We start from the raw sequence: 19,329 nt of genomic DNA on the forward strand, positions 1-19,329 counted from the left end.
CTTTTTATTATTATGGAACTAAGACTGCACGACCTTTAACTTTACCTTCGTTTAAGTCATGAAGTGCTTTGTTAGCATCATCTAATTTATACTCTTGCATAGATAGCTTGACTTTTCCTCTGTCAGCTAATTCCATCAGTTCATATAACTCAGACCACGTTCCTACTAAATTACCTACAATTGTTTTTTCAGAAATAATCAAATCAACTGCTAGTGATTTAATTTCTTCTCCATATCCAACAATGTAATAAAAACCACCATTAGAAGTCATTTGAATTCCCATAGCTGTGGATCCTTTTTCACCAACAAAATCGATTACAGCTTCAGAACCTTTTCCTTTTGTAAGTTCTTTTACTTTTTCGATTTCGTTACCATCAATTAAAACTCCGTGATCGCCACCAAGTTCCATTGCATGTTTCAATGCTTTTTCAGATTTTTCTACAATGATGATGTCTGCAGCACACATTGCTTTTAAACATTGAATTGCAATATGTCCTAAACCACCAGCTCCAATTATCGTACAGCTTTGTCCTGGCAACAAATGTCTTGTAGCTTTCTTAACTACTCTGTAAGCAGTCAAGCCAGCATCTGAAAAAGGCGCAACATCTTTTGGTGCTAAAACTTTTGGAAGTTTGATTAAATTTCTAACACTTGTTTTTAATAATTCAGAATATCCACCTTCTTTAATACTTAAACCTGGAAATGCACCTCCAGCAGCATGCATATCATTTCCTCTTCTGCAGTCTAAACATGTGCCATCTGTTCCTGATATTAATGGGTGAAGAATTACTGGATCACCTTTTTTAAAATCAGTAACGTCTTTACCAACATCTTCAACCCAACCTGCATTTTCATGACCCATTACACATGGCAATAACTCACCATCTGGATCTTGAATATGTTTCCAAACTCCTTCAATAATATGTAGATCAGTTCTGCAAACACCTGCAGCACCAATTTTTACAATTACATCAGAAGCCTTTTCGATTTTTGGATCGGGCATTTCTTTATTAGTTACCCAGGTCTGTTCTTTCATCTCTGGGTCATATTTATGTAAAACTTGAGCTTTCATATATTTTATCTCCCTCTAGTAAGAAGACTATTAAATTTAGAGAATTTAAAGGAGTCCAACTGATTGAAAGATGTTCAGAAAATTAACATATACAACCTATGGTTGGTTGTTTAAATTATTAAAAAAATTTAATGTTACTCATGCCAAATTTATCAATGGTAGAAATAGAGTTTAAGACAATCTTAAAAAAAAGAGAAATGTTAACCGCTAACATGAACTCTGAAATTTCAGACAGCTGGGCAAGATGTATTTCTAACGGTTTAGATCCATTTAAAAGACCAAAGAGAAGCGTAATATCATTTCAAGAATTAGAAGAAATTAGACAAAAAAAAGAGAGCATAAGAAAAATTATTATTCCAGAATTAGAACTTTTATATTCTCAAGTTGCTGGCACAAATTTTATGGTAGCCTTCTCTGATAATGAAGGCTTAGTTTTAGATACAATTTACGACAAAACATGTTTAGATGGGGATGTAGGAAAAGCAGTAATACCTGGATCTATATGGTCAGAAAAAGTTTGTGGAACAAATGGTCTTGGTCTTGCAGTTGCATTACAAAAACCAACTATAGTTTCTGGCAAAGAACATTTTTTTACTAATCATGAAAAAATTTCATGCTTTGCAAGTCCCATAATCAATCATGAAGGAAAAACAGTTGGAATAATTGATGCATCAACCGACGCAAGGTCAAGGGAACAACATACTTTGGCATTAGTTAATCTTGCTACAAGAAGTATTGAAACAAAATTATTTATTGAGCAATTTAAAAGTGAACTAATTTTAAATTTCCATCCAAGGCAAGAATACTTGTCCACTACCAGCGTAGGCTTATTAGCGATTAATGGTGATGGAATAATTGTAGGATCAAATTCTAATGCGAAAATTATGTTACATGGTTTGATGGATATTAAAAATCAAGATTTTAATAATATTTTTACGGAGTCATTTTCATCGATAGCTAGCAATATACTGAACAATAAAATTATTAAAGTTACTGACTATTTAGGTTCATCAGTATTTGTTGTCAAAAATCAAAATTATAATGGTGAAAATAAAAAACAAATTATTCAAAATATAAAAACGTATGCTTGTGAAAATTGTAAAGATGCAAAGATGAAAAGAGAAAAATGTATATTAATAAAATCTACTTTTGCACAAACTCAAAGTATATCTAAAACTGCTAGAAGGCTAGGTATATCTAGAACAACTGTTTATAAACACTTGAATTAATTTTTGCTTTTAAACAAAAAGAAAAGGTAAGAAAAAAACGATGTCAATAATACAAACGACATTGCAATTTTAAATGAATTTTCCTCAGAAATATTTATTTTCATACCTAAATCAATAATTAAACCTATTACCCATTGTAAAACAAAAGCTCCAACAAATAGAAGTAAATTAAATGATGTTAATGCCTTACCAGCATTATTTAATGGAAATGCCATTCCAACAGCTGGTTGAGTTAATGATAAAAATATTGAACTAATACCGAAAATTGCCCAATGAATTGCGCCCGCTTTAGAACCTAGTATAATTATTACAACTAAAACAATTAAATTTAATGGAGCTCCCCATCTTAAAAGTTTTACTGCATCAGAAATATTTTTAGAAAACCTTGGTATGTAATAGCCCCAAAGTAAAAAAGAAAATAACAAACTAGAATAAAGTAAAAATAAACCCTTAGCACTTTCTTCAGGTGTATATCCTGAAACTCTTGTTAACCATGGTCCAGCCCATAATGTTTGAATAGCAAAAAGACTACCATAATTAAAGAAGCCCATAGGAATCAAGCTCTTGAAAAAATCGTTATTCCAAATATCACTCAACTTTCCTTGGTTTGAGTTTTGATCAAAATTTGAATTTTCCCATTTTGGAATAAATAAAACGATCAAAACAATACAGATAAATGTTAATATTGCTAAATTTGTAAAAACACCTCTCCATCCAATACTTGGTAATAAATACTGTACAGGTAAACTAGAAGATAACATACCGATTGCTCCTACCATCAACATCCACGAATTTGATCTTTGTTGTGTCTCGTCTTGAAACCAAACTCGATAGGCAGTAAGTGGTCCCATCAAACATGCTCCTACACCAATTCCAATTAATAGTCTTGATAACAACAATATTTGAAAATTTTTTGCATTAGCAAATAATATTATTCCTACTATTGTTAATAATAAAAAATAAGAAACAATTTTTTTAGGACCTTTAGAATCTAATAAGTATCCTAATGGAATTTGAACACTAGCAAAACCTAAAAAATATGCTCCACTTAGTAATCCTAAATCTCCTGCAGATAAATTAAACTCTGAGACTAATTCAGGTGAAATTGTTGCATTAATTGCTCTTAGTAACGTAGATATAAAATATCCAAGAGCAAAAACTAAAAAAATTATTATAGCTTTTGATTTTGTTAAAACTGGTTTTGGCATCCCAGTTTAATTTACTTTATTTTTGCAATTTCCTGTCTTAAAAAATTCATCAAGGTTATCTATCGCTAAGTTACCCATTGCTATTCTTGTATCCTTGGTGGCGCTTCCTAGATGAGGCAAAATAAATACAGATTTAATTTTATTATATCCTGGATTTAAATTGGGTTCATTTTTATAAACATCTAAACCTGCTGCATAAATTTTTCGTCTATTTAAAGCATCAATTAATGCTTCATCATCTACTATATCTCCTCTTGCAACATTAGTAATAACTGCACCTTTAGGAAAATATTCTACTGTTTCTTTATTAATCATATTTTCAGTTTCTTTAGTAGCTGGACAACAAATAGAAAGAACATCAGACACAGAAAACAAACTCTTGATATTGTCATGATAAACAGCGCCCTGTTCTTTATCCTCACTCAACTTTGATCTATTATGATAATGAATTACCATGCCTAAAGATCTTGCAATGTTTGCAATTTTTTGACCTATTCGACCCATGCCTAAAATTCCTAAACGTGTACCTGTAAGCTGTTTACCAATTAAATAATCCGCAGACCATTTCCATCCACCTTCTCTAGCAGACTCTATTCCTTCGGAAGCTCTTCTACACGCTCCTAAAATAAGTAATATTCCAATCTCAGCTGTTGCATCAGATAAAACTTCTGGGGTATTTGTTACAGCTATTCCTCTTTTTTTAGCAGCTTCTAAATCTATATTTCCAAAACCAACTGCAAAATTTGAAATTATTTTTATTGAGTCTGGAAGTTTATCTATTGTATCAGCATCCATCTTTTCAGTTAATGATGACAAAATTCCATCACAACCTTCACTCATTTCTATTATCTTTGATTGAGAATATAGTTCGTCGTTAGTATTTAATTTTGCATCAAATAATCCTGCAGCTTTATCTTCACTTTCTCTAATCAATTTTCTTGTAACTAAAATCTTTTTCATAGCTCTCCTATTTTAAAACCTCTGGTTTTGGGCCACCTGTATACCAATCTAAAACTTCAATTGTATGCAAAATTGGAACTTTAGTACCATGAGATATTTGTGTAATACAACCTATATTTCCTGTTGAAATAAAATCTGGATTTAAACTCTCTATATTATTAACTTTTTTCTTTAAAAGTTGTTTAGCAATTTTTGATTGTAAAATATTATATGTTCCAGCTGACCCACAACAAATATGCCCCTCTGGAATTTCCATAATCTCGTTATTAGTCTTTTCTAATAATGAAATTGGTTGAGCATGAACTTTTTGACCATGTTGCATTGAGCAAGCAGAATGATAGGCAACTTTATATTTTTTATCTTTAATTTTAATATCAAGTTTTAAACTTTCGAAAAGATACTCAGAAACATCTTTAGTTAGCGAAGATATTAGTTTTGCCTTTTTGCTTAATTCTTTATCATCTCTAAAAATAAATCCATAATCCTTCATAGTTGTTCCACACCCTGAAGTATTAGATAAAATTGCATCTAAATTGCCCTTCTTATGTTCTTCATACCAGGTATTTATATTATTTCTGAAATCTTGATGTGCATCATCTTCTTTTCCTAAATGATGATTTAACGAACCACAGCATCTTATTTGTTTTGGAACAACAACCTCAACCCCATGTCTGTTTAATAATCTTATTGTTGCTTCGTTAATTTGTGGAGAAATTTCTTTTTGCACACAACCCGTTAATAAAGCAACTCTAGCAATTTTATTTTTTCCTTTCGCTTTATATATTTCTTGAACTGGTAAAGTTTTTTTTGGAAATGATGTTGGCATTAACTCAATCATATCTTTAATTTTTGTTGGAAATAAAAATTTAAATGGCTTGATAAGTTTCACACCATAACTTGATAATTTAAAAATTTTTACATTTGGAAGAGTAATAGATAAGAAATATCTTATAAGTCTATCAAACAAAGGTCTTTTATAATTTTTTTCAATATATTTTTTTCCATGATCTATTACGTGCATATAATTAACACCTGCTGGACATGTAGTCATACAACTATAACAAGATAGACATCTATCAATATGCTTAACTACTTTCTCATTGGGTTGCTTATTATTTTCAAGCATGTCCTTAATCAAATAAATTCTACCTCTTGGACCGTCTAATTCATCCCCTAATAATTGATGCGTAGGACATGTTGCATTGCACATTCCGCAGTGAACGCATTTTTTAAATATTTTATCTGTAGATTTATTATCAGAATCTTTTAATTGTGGTTCTGTAAAATTTGTTTGCATTATACTCCTCTATACATCTTGCCTGGATTAAATACCCTCTTAGGATCAAAACTTTGTTTTATTTTTTCTGAAATGATCAATCTTGTTTTATCAATTGTAAAAATAGTTTCCTCATAATCATAATCTTGGGCTGGCTTAATAATTGTAAAATATCCCCCAAGTTTTATAGCTAATTCTTTCATCTCTTTAATTTTATTATTTTTTTTTGAAGGAACCTCAATCCAAAATAAAGCACCACACCAATCAATATAATATTTAAACTTGTTTCCTAAATATTTCATCATTTCAATACCTGATGCAGGCTCTATAACTAAACGTATAAGATTATTTTTTGTTTTAGAAAATAATTCTAAATTATTAACTTTTTTCCAAAATGGAGCTGATTGATAGCTTTCTAAAATTACGCTTTTAAATTTATCTAATTCTAACTCTTCACTTATACTTTTTATTTTTTCTCCTACTGAAACTTTATCTCCTTCAACTCTCAACGCTAAAAATGAATTCTTAACTTCTAAATCATTAAATTTAAAAACTTCATTCTTATTTTTTTCAATATCTGTGTCTTCTGGTTCACTTGGAATAAAAATGGCACCAGAAACTTCGCTACTAGAATCTGATATTTTATCAAATATATCATAAACTTTGCTTGGATCATCAACATCAATAACAATTGTATTTGATATCTTTTTTTTTGGTAAAACCTTAAGGGTTATTTCTGTAAGAGCAACCAAAGTACCAAACGATCCAGCAACTAGCTTTGATAGATCATAACCCGTAACATTTTTCACTACTGTTCCGCCTGACTTAATTATTTCACCTTTTCCATTCACTCCTCTAAAACCAAGCACATGATCTCTGACACTTCCTACTTTAAATCTTCTTGAACCAGCATAATTACAGGCAAGATAACCACCTATTGTACCTTTATTTGATTTGCCATTTTCAATAAATCCAAAATCAATTAATTCAAATGCTAATTCTTGTTCATTTTTCTCTAATTCTCTTTCAATATCTTCTATCAAAGTGTTTGCTTTAACTTTGATATACAGTTCTTCTGGATAATATTCGATAATTCCAGATAGTTTTGATAATGAAATTTTATTCGCTGCTTGTGTTTTGTTTCCAATAAATTTTTTTGAATTTGATCCTATTAATTCTGCTGAAGAATTTTTATCAAAAATATCCTTAACAAGAATAGAAACTTCATTCTCATCATTTGGAAAATAAGTATTATTAGAATCTTGGAAGATCTGGGAATTTGTTCTTACTTGTGTGGACATGAACCCTTCCTTCCTCTGCACATTTTCTTAGAATCGGATAAACCTTTCCAGGGTTTAATAAATTTTTTTCATCTAAAGATTTTTTAATATCGAGTTGTTGCTGAATATCTATATTATTAAACATTTCACACATTAGTTCTCTTTTTTCTATTCCAACTCCATGTTCTCCAGTAATAACCCCACCTAATTTTACGCAAGTTTTTAAAATTTCAGCTCCAAATTCTTCTGTTTTTCTCAACTGTTCTTTGTCACTTCCATCAAACATAATTAGTGGGTGTAAGTTTCCATCGCCTGCATGAAAACAGTTTGCAACAGGTAAATCATATTTTTCAGAAAGTTTTTTAATTTCGAGAAGAGCTTCTGCAAGTTTTCCTCTTGGTATAACCCCATCCATACAATAATAATCTGGAGCCATTGCCCCACATGCTGGAAACGCTGCTTTTCTACCTGCCCAAAATTTTAATCTCTCTTGTTCATTTTTACTAAGTTTTAAACTTGAGCAATTATTTTTCTTAGAAATTTCACTTACTTTTTTTAATAATTCATTTACTTCAGACTCTGTTCCATCAAGCTCTACAATTAAAAGTAATTCTGCATCTCTTGGATATCCTGCTTTACTAAAGTTATCAGTTGCTTCAATTAATGCTCTATCCATAATTTCCATACCTGCCGGAACAATTCCGCTTGAAATTATTTCTGATGCTGCATCACCACCTTCTTTAATTGAAGGAAAACCAATCAATGCAGCTTTAACTACTTGTGGTTTTTTTAATATCTTTACTGTTACCTCTGTAACAACTCCTAATAAACCCTCGGATCCACAAATTAATCCCATCAAATCATAACCTTCTTGATCTAATGTTTTTCCACCAAATCTACAGATGGTTCCATCCATCATGACCATTTCAACACCAAGAATGTTGTTTGTAGTTGTTCCATATTTAAGTGAGTGTACTCCGCCTGAATTTTCAGCAACATTACCTCCAATAGAGCAAGCTAATTGACTAGAGGGATCTGGTGCATAATAGAAGCCTTTGTGTTGAACAGCATGCGTTATTCCTAAATTTGTTACACCTGGTTGAGTAACAACACATTTATTTGGAAAATCTATATTTAAAATTTTATTAAATTTTCCCAAACCAAGAATTACTGCATCTTGCAATGGTAATGCTCCTCCGGATAAACCTGTGCCAGCACCTCTTGGAATTACTTTAATATTTTCTTTATGGCAATATTTTAAGATTTCACTTACTTCATTAGTATTTTCAGGAAGTACAACTGCTAAAGGTGTTTGAGTGTATGCAGCTAGCGCATCTGTCTCGTATGGTTTTATTTCATCTACATGGCTTAAAACATTTTCTGGATCGGTCAGCTTGCATAAATTTTTAACAATAGAACTTTTGTTATCTATCGTTTTTTGATCAATTTTTGGTAAAGCTAACTCCATTTATCTATCCAAGCATTTTTTTAATATTATCAATAGCTTGAGAAATATTATCTTGTGATGCAGCAAAACTAAATCTGACATAATCGCCCGAAGTTTTACCAAAAGCAGTTCCTGGTACTATTGCTACACCTGCTTCATGCATTGCTTTATGACAAAATTCCTCACCATTCATACCTGTTCCAATTATCTTAGGAAATGCATAAAAAGCCCCACCAGGCAAACTACACTCAACACCTGGAAGACTATTTAAACCTTCGTGAATTAGTTTTCTTCTTTGAGTAAATTTTTCCATCATGTGATGAATTGATTCATCTGGACCATCTAATGCAGCAATACCAGCAAACTGGGCAGCAGCATTTACACAAGAAACACTGTTTATTAAAAGTTTGTTAACATGTTCAACTAAATGCTCAGGCCAAAAACTCCATCCTAATCTCCAACCTGTCATTGAATATGCTTTACTCCATCCTTCTAGAACAATTAATCTGTCTCTTAATTTTGGATAATTAAAAAAAGTTGGCATTTCTTTATCATCAAAAATTTGTCTACTATAAATTTCATCACTAAGAATTGTTACATGTGGATGTTTCTTTAATCCTTCTGCTAACTTGTCAATTTCTGATTTTTCTACGAAACTTCCTGTAGGATTATTTGGATTAATTAAAATCAACAATCTTGTTTTGTCAGTGATTAATGAAAGAATTTTATCTGCACTAAATTTTAAATCTTTGTCTTCAGTTAAATCATAAGGAACAGCAGTAGAACCAGTATAATTAATCATCGACTCATAAATAGGAAACGCTGGAGTTGGATGAATAATCTCAACACCTGGTTCACCAAAACATTGTATTGCATAATGCATGGTAGGTTTTCCACCAGGCATGATAATTATTCTTTCAGGATCTATCTCTTGATTATAAAGACTTTTAATTTTTCTAGTTACAGATTGACGACACTCTAAGATACCATTTGATAATACGTATCCATGATGACCATCATCTAAAGCTTTTTTTGCAGCTTCAACTATATGCTTAGGAGTTTTAAAATCAGGTTGCCCTAATCCTAAATGGATCATGGGTTTACCTTGTGCTTCAAGTTTTTTTGCCCTTGCCAAAACACTAAATGCAGTTTCGGTACCCAGTCTATTTAAACTTTCAGCTAATTTCATAATTTATCTCCTGTATATTATTTTTGTTCTATTTAATTCACTCAAATTTTTACAACCCATTAAAACCATATTTCTATTTATTTCATCGTGCATGTTTTGAAGTAACTTTTCTACACCTGGCTGACCAGCTGCACCTAAAGCAAATAGAAACATTCGACCAAAACTACACGCTTTTGCTCCTGCCGCAAGTGCTTTTAACACATGAGTGCCACGTCTAATTCCACCATCTAGTATGATTTCTAGTTTATCTCCCACTGCATCTGATATTTCTTTTACTTGATCAAAGGGAGATCTTGAGCCATCAAGTTGTCTTCCACCATGATTAGAAATCATGATTGCTGTACATCCAATGTCTATTGCTCTTTTAGCATCCTCAACTGACATAACTCCCTTAAGTGCAAAAGGTTTGCCCCATTTTTTCACACAGTATTCAGCATCTTTCCAGCTCATTGCTGGATCATATTGTTCATTGATATATTCAATTACAGACTTAGCAATGTTTGTTCCCTTATCTGTTTTAGTTGCAACATTTGCTAATGAAAATTTTTCATGAGTTAAATAATTAAAAACCCATTTAGGGTGCATCGCAAAACTCATTAAACTCTGTAATGTAAGTTTGGGAGGCGTTGTAAAACCTGTTCTATGATCTTTCTCTCTATTACCTGCTACTAATGTATCAACAGTTAAACACATTCCATCAAAATTTGCTCTCTTGCATCTTTCAATAAGATCATCTGTAATTCCAGTGTCTTTATGAACATACAATTGAAATAACTTTGGACCACTGGAAACATTTGCAATCTCTTCAATAGTAGTGTTTGCCATTGTAGACATACTATAAAAAGTGCCAAATTTTTCTGCAGCTCTAGCTGAAGCTTTATCTCCCTCATGATGATATAATCTTTGCATAGCTGTAGGTGATAAAAATATTGGCATATCAATTTTTTTTCCGAAAACAGTAGTAGATAAATCTGGCTTTCCAACACTAGCCAAAACATTCGGTACTAAATCACAATCATTAAATGCGTCAGTATTCCTTCTTAAAGTAACTTCATCATCAGAACCACCATCAATATAATGAAATATAGGTGATGGGAGATTTTTTTTTGCAAGATTTCTAAAATCATTAAAGTTGTGGCAATCTTTTAAATTCATTTTTCTTTAATGCTCTTTATTAAAATTTTTTAAGAAAATTAAACATATAACTATTCGCACCAGGATTTTTACTTCCTAAACTTGCATTAGATAAATGGTTATATGATACTCCGATAAAACTATCTTTAGGCAAATTCATAGACAACTGAACCTCACTTTTAAATTCTAAAGCGTGACCTAAATCTTTGCCATCTCCTTCGTTATAGTACCCTGGGGCAAAACTTGGATTAAAATTTAAACTACCAATCTTATATTGGGCTTGTACACCTGTGTAAAAATAACTTGCATTATTTGCTGTCATCATTGCGCCTGTCACTGGTGACAAATTACCTAAAAATGTATCTCTATTTAAATCTTCATTTTGATGTTGAACACCGAATAATTCTGATTTTTTACCATCATCACTAAAATCAAACATACCAGTATAGAAATTTAACTTTGTTGAGTCTGTTTCAATTTTACTGTCATCTGCACTTGCAAAGCTTATTAAAGCAAAGATAATACAAATAGAAATAGTCAGTACTTTTTTAATCATTTCAGGCACTATGCTTATAAATTTTTAGTTTTCAATTTTTTTAATATTATGACACCACCTAATAAAAATAACAATAAAGGCAAAATCCACAAAATATATGTATTTTTTGATAATTCAGGGTCATATAAGATCCAGTTTCCATATTTTTCTTTTAAAAACACATAAATATCCTCTTCTTCCATACCCTCATTCAATTTGTCTTCAACTACTAACTTCAAACTATTCGCAAATTCAGAGTCAGAATCATAAACAGACTGACCCTGACAAATTAAACATCTAAGATTTTTTGTAATCTCAATTTTAAGCTTATCGTTTTGTATTTCTCCGTGTGCGGTTGAAATGTTTATCAATAATAAAAAAATTAAAATTTTTTTCATTGACTTAAAATTTTTCTGATTTCTTGAACATTAATTTCCTTTAGTGGGCCTGTGTATTTTTTAACAATCTTATTATTAAAAACTATAAAAGTTTCTGGTACTCCATAAGCACCCCAATTTATTGATAGTTTTCCATTATCATCATTAAGAATTAGATCATAAGGGTTGCCTAAATCATTAAGAAAATTTTCAGCATTTAATTTTAGATCTTTATAATTAATTCCAATGATTTTAAGTGAATTGATATCATTTAATTCTAACAAATATTTATGCTCTAATCGACATGGGGCACACCATGATGCCCATATATTAATCAAATAATATTCATTAAGCATAAAATCTTTACTTGAAAAATTATCATTTGATTTAAAAATTTTTGCCTCAAATTCTGGAATGTTTTTATTCAAATTTACGTTTGGCGTATAAATATTTGTTTGATTAAGACTTTTGTAAAAAACAAAAAACATAAATATTAAAAAGAAGAAAACTATAAATGGAACAATCTTATTTTTCATTTCTAGAATATAATAAATTAGTAAATCCACCCATTGAAATTATAAGTACAGAAATCCAAATCCAACTCATTAAAGGTTTAAATTGATATCTAAGATTAAAATAATTTTGATTTTGGACAACGTTAATAACTAAAAACTTATCATGAAATAAGCTTGTTTTAATGTCGGCTTCACTAGTGATAATGACAGGTTGATTATAAATTCTTAGTTCAGGTTTAAATTTTTCAGTCTTATTTTTTTGATCTGTAATATCAAAATATCCAATTACAGATTCATAATTTTGTTTTTTGAATTTCTCCACTTTTTCTAAATAAATTTTTACTTTGCCATCATCATAGCTTTCACCTACTTTAAGATTAGTTATAATTTCAGAAGAGAGAAAATTATTTAAAAGTACACTTAGTATAAATAATCCAAAACCAAAGTGAGAGATTTTCTGAGAAATATTTTTAGTTTTGTTGATAAAAAAATCTTTAAGAGTAATCAAAAAAAGAAAAAGGGCAGCACTCAATAATAAAGTATTTATCAGAAAATCTACATTTAATTTAAAAACTAAATAAGAGCTCAAAAGTAATGAAATTCCAAAAAAAGAAACTAATGAAAATTTTTCTATAAATTTCGATTTTATCCAACTTAATTTTGGCCCAATAGCCATGGCAATTAGGAAAAAAATTAAAAATGGAGCTATGAGTTTATGATAGAAAGGTGGTCCAACAGAAATTTTTTCAGATGAAATTACATCTAAAAAAATTGGATACAGTGTTCCTATCAAAACTACTGATAAGAAATACATCATAAACCAATTATTTATTAATAGCGAAGTATCTTTACTCAACCAAAAAAAATTACTTGAGTTTCTATCTTGATTTTTATTAAAGAAAAAAAATATTACTAAAGACAATATAATTAATAAAAATAAAAATAATAAAATAAAAATACCTCTTTCAGGGTCATTAGCAAACGTATGAACTGAATTTAATATTCCTGATCTCACTAAAAAAGTTCCACTCATACTTAGAGTAAAAGTGGTAATTGAAAGAATTATTACCCAAGATTTAAGTAAAGTTCTTTTTTCTAAAACTATTAAACAATGTATTAACGTAGTTAAAGCTAACCAAGGCATAAGAGATACATTTTCCACAGGATCCCAAAACCAAAAACCACCCCAACCTAATTCATAATATGCCCAAATAGATCCTAACAAGATACCAAGTGTTAAAAAAATCCAGGAAATATACGTCCATACTTTTATGTGAGAAGCCCAAGAACTAGAAATATAATTTAAAACTGTAGCTGATAAAGCTGATGAAAAAATAATTGATGCACCCACATACCCTAAATACAAAATGGGAGGATGTATGGCTAAGGCAGGGTCTTGTAAAATTGGGTTTAAGCCAAGTCCCTCATTAGGAACTGGAAATATATGCGAGAATGGATTTGATGTTTTTATAACAAATACAAAAAATCCAAAAATGATAATCTGTTGGAATATGGTTGTTAAAATTCTATAACTTTTTATTTGTCTTTTCGAAGTTAATAAAAAAATAAAGACAAATAATGTCAAAACTAATAACCACAATAATAAACTTCCTTCATGGTTTCCCCAGGTTCCAGCAATTTTATAAAATAAAGGTTTAGTAGTATGAGAGTTATTGAAAACAGTTTCATTACTAAAATCTGAAATAACAAACGAAATAATTAAACAAATAAAGCTAATTAAAATAAATAATAATTGTAAAAAACTAAAAGATATAATCTTTGTGTTTAGATTGCCTGATTTTTTATAATCAATGAATGAATAGTAAAAAATCGGAAATGAAATCAAAAATCCAAAAATTAACGAATACTTACCTATAACACTTGGTAACAATTTACTTCTCCTTCAACGCCTCTTTGACTTCAGGGGGCATGTAATTCTCATCATGCTTTGCAAGTATTTTTGTTGCTGAAAAAAAATTTCTATCTTTTAAATATCCCTCCGCAACTACTCCCTTTTCTTCTTCAAATAAATTAGGCAGAACACCCATATAAGATACATTTATTTCATTTTTAAAATCAGTAATGATAAAATTTACTTGATTGGTATTCATGCTTATTGAGTTTTTTTTTACCATTCCTCCAATCCTAATTTTCTTTTTTGATAGTTCTGTAGTTTCTCTTATTTCTGATGGCGATTGAAAATAAACTACGTTTTCCTCTAAAGATTTAAGAATTAGAAAAATAGTAAGGATTAAAGTAATAAAAGCTAAAGATATAAACAAAATCCTTAACTTAACCTTACGACCAAACATTTATTGAATTAAATATTTGATGCGCCAGATAATATTTCTTGATTAATTCTTTGTGTTCTAGCTTGAGCAGCTTTGCTTGTATCTAAGTTTCCAAATTTTTTTACAAATTTAGATTGTTCTTTAACGTACTGAATTTTTGTAACAATATACAAACCTCCAAAACTAAAAAGAGTAAAACCAAACGCAGACCATACGTAAAGTCCGTAGCCATTCATGTTTAGTAATTCATTTATCATAATCTATCTAAGCCTTTATTTTTAATTTTTATCAGTTCTGTATTATATTTCATTAAAAAAATCAGTAGAGAAAATAGAGCAAATGCCGCAGTCATTATTCCTAAAGGAAATAACATTGAACTGTGTATTGAAGATTTAGCCAAAATATTTATTGATGCTGGTTGGTGAAGTGTATTCCACCAATCAACAGAATACTTTATTATTGGAACGTTAATTATTCCGATCAAAGTAATAATCATCGAAATTTTATAAACTTTTTCTTTATCTTCATAAATTCTCCAAACAATTAAATACATTCCATAAAAAAGTAGCAAAATTAACATAGATGTAATTCGCGCATCCCATGCCCACCAAGTTCCCCAAGTCGGTTTTCCCCAGATAGATCCTGTTACAAGTGCTATTAAATTAAAAACGAACCCTGAAGGAGCCAAACTTTTTGCGATTAAAAATAAATTTTTACTTTTAAAAATAAAACCTGAAATAGATAAAATAGTTATTGATGTAAAGATACCCAACGAAATCCAAGCTGCCGGAACATGTACATACATAATTCTTACTGCATCACTTTGTTTATAATCCTCAGGAGAAAATATTAATGCTTCAACTAATCCAATAATTAAGACGATGCAAAATAAGCCAACTACATATTTTGGTAGTCTTGAGGTAACTAAAAAAATTTTATTTGGCTCAAAAATTTTAAACATTTTAAATGTATTATATTATTTTTATTTTAAGGGATATTTAATATCTAAATCTCTCTGATCAAGAATGCAGAGAGAGATAATAAGGGGTTAACGTTTAGCACTCTTGATCAGATATAGTAAATATTAACAATTATGTATGACTAAGGTTTGAACCAATTATGTCTTAAAAGTGATTAATTTATTAATTTGACTGTTTAAAATAGCTAGCACCCTTTTTTCCTGAAAAAATTTCTTCTATCAAAGGGTGTTTGATTGGTTCGTCAGAATCGTCGACTAAAAGATTTTGCTCTGAAACATATGCTTCATAAGTAATCTCATCATTCTCAGCTAACAAGTGATAAAAAGGCTGATCTTTACGCGGTCGTACATTTTTTGGAATAGATTGATACCATTCCTCAGAATTATTAAATTCAAAATCAACATCATAAATGACACCTCTAAAATCAAAGTGTTTATGTTTTACAATTTCGCCAATTGAGAATTTAGCTTTTTGAATTGCCATTGACTTTAGTATGGGTATTTAAAATTAAAAATCAATATCAAAAATTTTAAGGTTTTGTGAAATTGTGGATATGTTAGTATCTTGATGTGAATAAATCTTTTATAAAATTTTTAACAGATTTTGGGCCTTTAGTAATATTTTTTTACTTTTATTATGACAGTGGTAAAGATTTAAAAATTGCTATTCCACCATTTATTGTCGCAACCCTATTAGCTTTAGCAATTATGTGGGTGTTAGAAAAAACTATTCCTAAAGTTCCATTGTTAAGTGGAATTTTAATTACTTTTTTTGGTGGTTTAACAATCTACTTCGATAATCCAGTTTTTATTTATATTAAGCCGACAATTATAAACATTCTATTTGGATTGGCTTTGATATTTGGGAAATATTTTACAAAAGAACCAGTTCTAAAAAAATTGGTGGGAAAATCTATTGCTTTAACAGAGGAAGGTTGGGAAGTTTTAAATAAGAGGTGGGTTTATTTTTTCTTTGGACTTGCTTTATTAAATGAAATTGTCTGGAGAACTCAATCAGAAGAATTTTGGGTAAATTTTAAAGTATGGGGTTTGCTGCCTATCACTTTTATATTCACAGCTTTTCAAATTGGTTTGATAAATAAATATAAAATTAATGAATAGAAATTTAAGACTTGTAGTAAATAACTCTAATCAAAAACAGATTGAGGAAAAATATTTTTTTGAAAAAGAGGAACTTAAAATTATTTTAGACTTATATGCTAAAATGGTTTCGGAAGGTTCATGGCGTGATTATGGTTTAAGCATTTCCAGCAAGCAGGTAGGTTTTAGTGTTTTTAAAAATGCTGCAGAGAATGCTCTATATAAAATTTGTAAAAATTTTAAGCCAAAAAATCCTAATCTTAGATATTCAATAACAGATGTAAGCGGAAAAATTTTGAAAAATTCTTACGACTTAAAATCTCTCTTAAAAAACACCAATTGGAAAAAACTACAGAAATAATAATTATCTTCTTTGACCAAAAAGTCTTAGAAGCATTATCATTAAGTTGATGAAGTCTAGGTATAGTGTTAATGCACCCATTACAGCTTTCTTACCCATCAACTCACCTGAGTCACTTGCAACATACATGTTCTTAATTTTTTGCGTATCGTAAGCTGTTAAACCTACAAAAATTAGAACACCTAATACAGATATTACAAAGTACATCATAGACGACTTCATAAAAATATTTACTAATGAAGCTATGATTATACCAATTAGACCCATCATCAAAAAAGAACCAAACTTTGTTAAATCTCTTTTTGTTGTATAGCCATAAATGCTCATTGCACCAAAAGTAGCAGCTGTAATAAAAAATACTCTTGCAATACTTGCGCCTGTGTACACAAGCAATATTGAAGATAAAGATAAACCCATTAGTCCAGCATAAACCCAAAATAAAGTTTGAGCTTTTGCAAAACCCATTTTGTTAATTCCAAAACTCATATAAAATACGATTGCTAGAGGAGCTAACATCACCACCCACATCAAAGCAGAATTATAAATCGCATTTCCAAATCCAGTTAAAACTATTCCTGTGCTTGAAACTGACACAACTGCCATTTTAAAAGTTATTAACGAGACTATTCCAGTCAATAAAATTCCAGTTGCCATGTAATTGTAAACTTTAAGCATGTAGGCTCTTAAGCCTTCATCCATTACCGCAGTAGCTTGTTGAGCCTGTTGCGATTTAATCATATTTTCTCTATCTAAATTCATATAATATATATAATGTTAGAATAACAATTATTCAAGACACCATAAAATATTAACAAAACATTAACAAATAAAGATGAATTATAAAAAACTAGGAAATACTGACATTGACGTTAGCACAATTTGTCTCGGTACAATGACTTGGGGTGAACAAAATACTCAAGAAGAGGGTTTTGAACAAATGGATTTTGCATTAGACCAAGGAGTAAATTTTTGGGATACGGCAGAATTATATGCTGTCCCACCAAAAGAAGAAACTTTTGGTCATACAGAAATAGTAATTGGAAATTGGTTTGAAAAAACAAAAAAAAGAAACAAAGTAATATTAGCTACAAAAGTAGCTGGACCGGCAAGAGATTACATTAGAAATGGTGAAAATAATTATGGAATTAAGAATATAACAATTGCTTTAAATGACAGTCTTAAAAGATTAAAGACCGATTACATAGACCTCTACCAACTACATTGGCCTGAAAGAAAAACAAATATGTTTGGTCGTTTAGGTTATGAACATAAAGAAGAAGATAACTGGAATAAGTTTGAAGATGTTCTTGGAAATTTACAAAAATTTGTGAAAGAAGGAAAAATAAGAGAGGTGGGACTTTCTAATGAAACTCCATGGGGAGTGAATAAATGCCTTCAGCTTTCAAGAAAAAATAATCTACCAAGAATGATGTCTATTCAAAATCCGTATAGCTTATTAAATAGATCTTACGAAGTTGGATTAGCAGAAATCTCTATAAGAGATGAAATTGGATTGTTAGCTTATTCTCCATTAGCAAGTGGCTATCTAACTGGGAAATATAGAAACAACCAAATGCCTAAAAATTCTAGATTAGAGAGGGATGGTGATTTTTGGACGAGATACAATAAACCCAACACAACTAAAGCTGTTGAAGCTTATTATGAAATTTCAAAAAAACATAACATCGATTTTACACAAATGTCTTTGAAATTTTGTGAAATCCAACCATTTATGACTAGTGTAATAATAGGAGCAACTACAATGGAACAGTTGAAAACTAATATAGAAAGTGTAAATGTAAAATTAACTGATGAAGTTATTGAAGAAATTAATGAAGTTCAAAAAATTTACCCTAACCCATGCCCATGATTAAAAAAGTTTTAACCCAATTATTTTTTATTTTTATTTTAAGTACATTTCAAAGTTTTGCAGAAGAAGTAAAAAAAGTTGGAAAATACAAAGATTGGGAAACGATGGTTTTGGTTGAAGCAACTGGAAATACGTGTTTTGCACAATCGTCTCCTGTTTTACAAGCACCAAAATCTAATAAAAGAGATGCAAGATTATTTGTAAGTTTTAGACCTGGAGATAAAATTGCAGATGAGATTAGCACTACACCAGGTTATGAATTTAATAAAAACAATAAAGTAATTGCAACATCTGGGAAAAATAAATTTAATTTTGATATTAAACAACAAGGTTTTGCCTGGATGACAAGTAATAAAAATGAAAAAAAAATGATCAAAGTGATGATGAAAGGTTCGAGAATTATGGTAACTGGATTTAATGCTAAAGGGTCACAAACAATCGATCATTACTCACTACTAGGATTTACGAAAGCATATAAAGCTGCAAAAAGTGCCTGTAGTTAACT

22 protein-coding genes are annotated in these 19,329 nt (G+C 30.0%); 5 read left to right on the top strand and 17 right to left on the bottom strand.

All coding sequences use genetic code 11. The features are described from left to right. Positions 1-10: 10 nt before the first annotated feature. On the bottom strand, positions 11-1,072 hold the full coding sequence (locus ACTT90_RS02245) for an NAD(P)-dependent alcohol dehydrogenase (protein WP_440930308.1): 1,062 nt from the start codon (positions 1,070-1,072) through the stop codon (positions 11-13). Between the two features lie 140 nt (positions 1,073-1,212). Between ACTT90_RS02245 and ACTT90_RS02250 the strand changes: the two genes are divergently transcribed. Beyond that, complete coding sequence (locus ACTT90_RS02250; RefSeq protein WP_440937233.1) at positions 1,213-2,301, top strand: GAF domain-containing protein; 1,089 nt, start codon at positions 1,213-1,215, stop codon at positions 2,299-2,301. Here the strand turns inward: ACTT90_RS02250 and ACTT90_RS02255 are convergent. The 15 genes from ACTT90_RS02255 to hspQ all read right to left on the bottom strand — a co-directional run bounded on the left by ACTT90_RS02255 (position 2,298) and on the right by hspQ (position 15,976). Continuing rightward, on the bottom strand, positions 2,298-3,509 hold the full coding sequence (locus tag ACTT90_RS02255; RefSeq protein ID WP_440937234.1) for an MFS transporter: 1,212 nt from the start codon (positions 3,507-3,509) through the stop codon (positions 2,298-2,300). The two genes, ACTT90_RS02250 and ACTT90_RS02255, sit on opposite strands and share 4 nt — an antisense overlap. Before the next feature lie 6 nt (positions 3,510-3,515). After that, positions 3,516-4,469 (bottom strand): 2-hydroxyacid dehydrogenase, encoded by a 954-nt coding sequence (locus tag ACTT90_RS02260; protein ID WP_440937235.1) that lies wholly within the window; start codon positions 4,467-4,469, stop codon positions 3,516-3,518. A gap of 7 nt (positions 4,470-4,476) precedes the next feature. Next, positions 4,477-5,766 (bottom strand): glycolate oxidase subunit GlcF, encoded by a 1,290-nt coding sequence (gene glcF, locus ACTT90_RS02265; RefSeq protein ID WP_440937236.1) that lies wholly within the window; start codon positions 5,764-5,766, stop codon positions 4,477-4,479. Further along, on the bottom strand, positions 5,766-7,046 hold the full coding sequence (locus tag ACTT90_RS02270) for an FAD-binding protein (protein ID WP_440937237.1): 1,281 nt from the start codon (positions 7,044-7,046) through the stop codon (positions 5,766-5,768). The genes glcF and ACTT90_RS02270 overlap by 1 nt, the downstream gene beginning before the upstream one ends. Further along, the gene (locus ACTT90_RS02275) at positions 7,000-8,493 is read right to left on the bottom strand and encodes an FAD-linked oxidase C-terminal domain-containing protein (protein ID WP_440937238.1); all 1,494 of its coding nucleotides are present in this window, start codon (positions 8,491-8,493) and stop codon (positions 7,000-7,002) included. The genes ACTT90_RS02270 and ACTT90_RS02275 overlap by 47 nt, the downstream gene beginning before the upstream one ends. 4 nt (positions 8,494-8,497) lie before the next feature. After that, entirely contained in the window at positions 8,498-9,661 is a 1,164-nt protein-coding gene (locus ACTT90_RS02280) for a pyridoxal phosphate-dependent aminotransferase (protein WP_440937239.1), read from the bottom strand. Positions 9,662-9,664: 3 nt separating this feature from the next. Continuing rightward, on the bottom strand, positions 9,665-10,816 hold the full coding sequence (locus ACTT90_RS02285) for an alpha-hydroxy acid oxidase (protein ID WP_440937240.1): 1,152 nt from the start codon (positions 10,814-10,816) through the stop codon (positions 9,665-9,667). A 19-nt stretch (positions 10,817-10,835) separates the two neighbouring features. Next, positions 10,836-11,351 (bottom strand): acyloxyacyl hydrolase, encoded by a 516-nt coding sequence (locus ACTT90_RS02290; protein WP_440937241.1) that lies wholly within the window; start codon positions 11,349-11,351, stop codon positions 10,836-10,838. 14 nt (positions 11,352-11,365) lie between these two features. Next, positions 11,366-11,728: a cytochrome c-type biogenesis protein gene (locus ACTT90_RS02295; protein WP_440937242.1), complete on the bottom strand. Its 363-nt coding sequence runs from the start codon at positions 11,726-11,728 to the stop codon at positions 11,366-11,368. Continuing rightward, entirely contained in the window at positions 11,725-12,243 is a 519-nt protein-coding gene (locus ACTT90_RS02300; RefSeq protein ID WP_440937243.1) for a DsbE family thiol:disulfide interchange protein, read from the bottom strand. The genes ACTT90_RS02295 and ACTT90_RS02300 overlap by 4 nt, the downstream gene beginning before the upstream one ends. Further along, positions 12,233-14,113 (bottom strand): heme lyase CcmF/NrfE family subunit, encoded by a 1,881-nt coding sequence (locus tag ACTT90_RS02305; RefSeq protein WP_440937244.1) that lies wholly within the window; start codon positions 14,111-14,113, stop codon positions 12,233-12,235. The genes ACTT90_RS02300 and ACTT90_RS02305 overlap by 11 nt, the downstream gene beginning before the upstream one ends. Before the next feature lies 1 nt (position 14,114). Next, on the bottom strand, positions 14,115-14,534 hold the full coding sequence (ccmE, locus tag ACTT90_RS02310; protein WP_440937245.1) for a cytochrome c maturation protein CcmE: 420 nt from the start codon (positions 14,532-14,534) through the stop codon (positions 14,115-14,117). Positions 14,535-14,542: 8 nt separating this feature from the next. After that, on the bottom strand, positions 14,543-14,770 hold the full coding sequence (gene ccmD, locus ACTT90_RS02315; RefSeq protein WP_440937246.1) for a heme exporter protein CcmD: 228 nt from the start codon (positions 14,768-14,770) through the stop codon (positions 14,543-14,545). Next, positions 14,767-15,474: a heme ABC transporter permease CcmC gene (ccmC, locus tag ACTT90_RS02320; protein WP_440937247.1), complete on the bottom strand. Its 708-nt coding sequence runs from the start codon at positions 15,472-15,474 to the stop codon at positions 14,767-14,769. Before ccmC ends, ccmD begins: the two co-directional genes overlap by 4 nt. Positions 15,475-15,655: 181 nt before the next feature. Further along, the gene (hspQ, locus tag ACTT90_RS02325) at positions 15,656-15,976 is read right to left on the bottom strand and encodes a heat shock protein HspQ (RefSeq protein WP_440937248.1); all 321 of its coding nucleotides are present in this window, start codon (positions 15,974-15,976) and stop codon (positions 15,656-15,658) included. An 86-nt stretch (positions 15,977-16,062) separates the two neighbouring features. Here hspQ and ACTT90_RS02330 point away from each other — a divergent pair, with 86 nt between their 5' ends. Then, on the top strand, positions 16,063-16,614 hold the full coding sequence (locus ACTT90_RS02330; protein ID WP_440937249.1) for a septation protein A: 552 nt from the start codon (positions 16,063-16,065) through the stop codon (positions 16,612-16,614). Continuing rightward, positions 16,607-16,954, top strand: coding sequence for a DUF2794 domain-containing protein (locus ACTT90_RS02335; protein ID WP_014954000.1), 348 nt, complete (start codon positions 16,607-16,609; stop codon positions 16,952-16,954). The genes ACTT90_RS02330 and ACTT90_RS02335 overlap by 8 nt, the downstream gene beginning before the upstream one ends. A gap of 3 nt (positions 16,955-16,957) precedes the next feature. Here ACTT90_RS02335 and ACTT90_RS02340 read toward each other — a convergent pair whose 3' ends face one another. Further along, on the bottom strand, positions 16,958-17,713 hold the full coding sequence (locus ACTT90_RS02340) for a Bax inhibitor-1/YccA family protein (RefSeq protein ID WP_440930246.1): 756 nt from the start codon (positions 17,711-17,713) through the stop codon (positions 16,958-16,960). A 73-nt stretch (positions 17,714-17,786) separates the two neighbouring features. Here ACTT90_RS02340 and ACTT90_RS02345 point away from each other — a divergent pair, with 73 nt between their 5' ends. Together ACTT90_RS02345 and ACTT90_RS02350 are read left to right on the top strand one after the other, a co-directional pair. Beyond that, positions 17,787-18,824: an aldo/keto reductase gene (locus ACTT90_RS02345; RefSeq protein ID WP_440937250.1), complete on the top strand. Its 1,038-nt coding sequence runs from the start codon at positions 17,787-17,789 to the stop codon at positions 18,822-18,824. Then, the gene (locus tag ACTT90_RS02350; RefSeq protein WP_440930248.1) at positions 18,821-19,327 is read left to right on the top strand and encodes an invasion associated locus B family protein; all 507 of its coding nucleotides are present in this window, start codon (positions 18,821-18,823) and stop codon (positions 19,325-19,327) included. Before ACTT90_RS02345 ends, ACTT90_RS02350 begins: the two co-directional genes overlap by 4 nt. The last annotated feature ends 2 nt before the right edge of the window (positions 19,328-19,329 follow it).

Origin of the sequence: Candidatus Pelagibacter sp., from assembly GCF_052049935.1 — a bacterium.
GTDB lineage: Bacteria > Pseudomonadota > Alphaproteobacteria > Pelagibacterales > Pelagibacteraceae > Pelagibacter.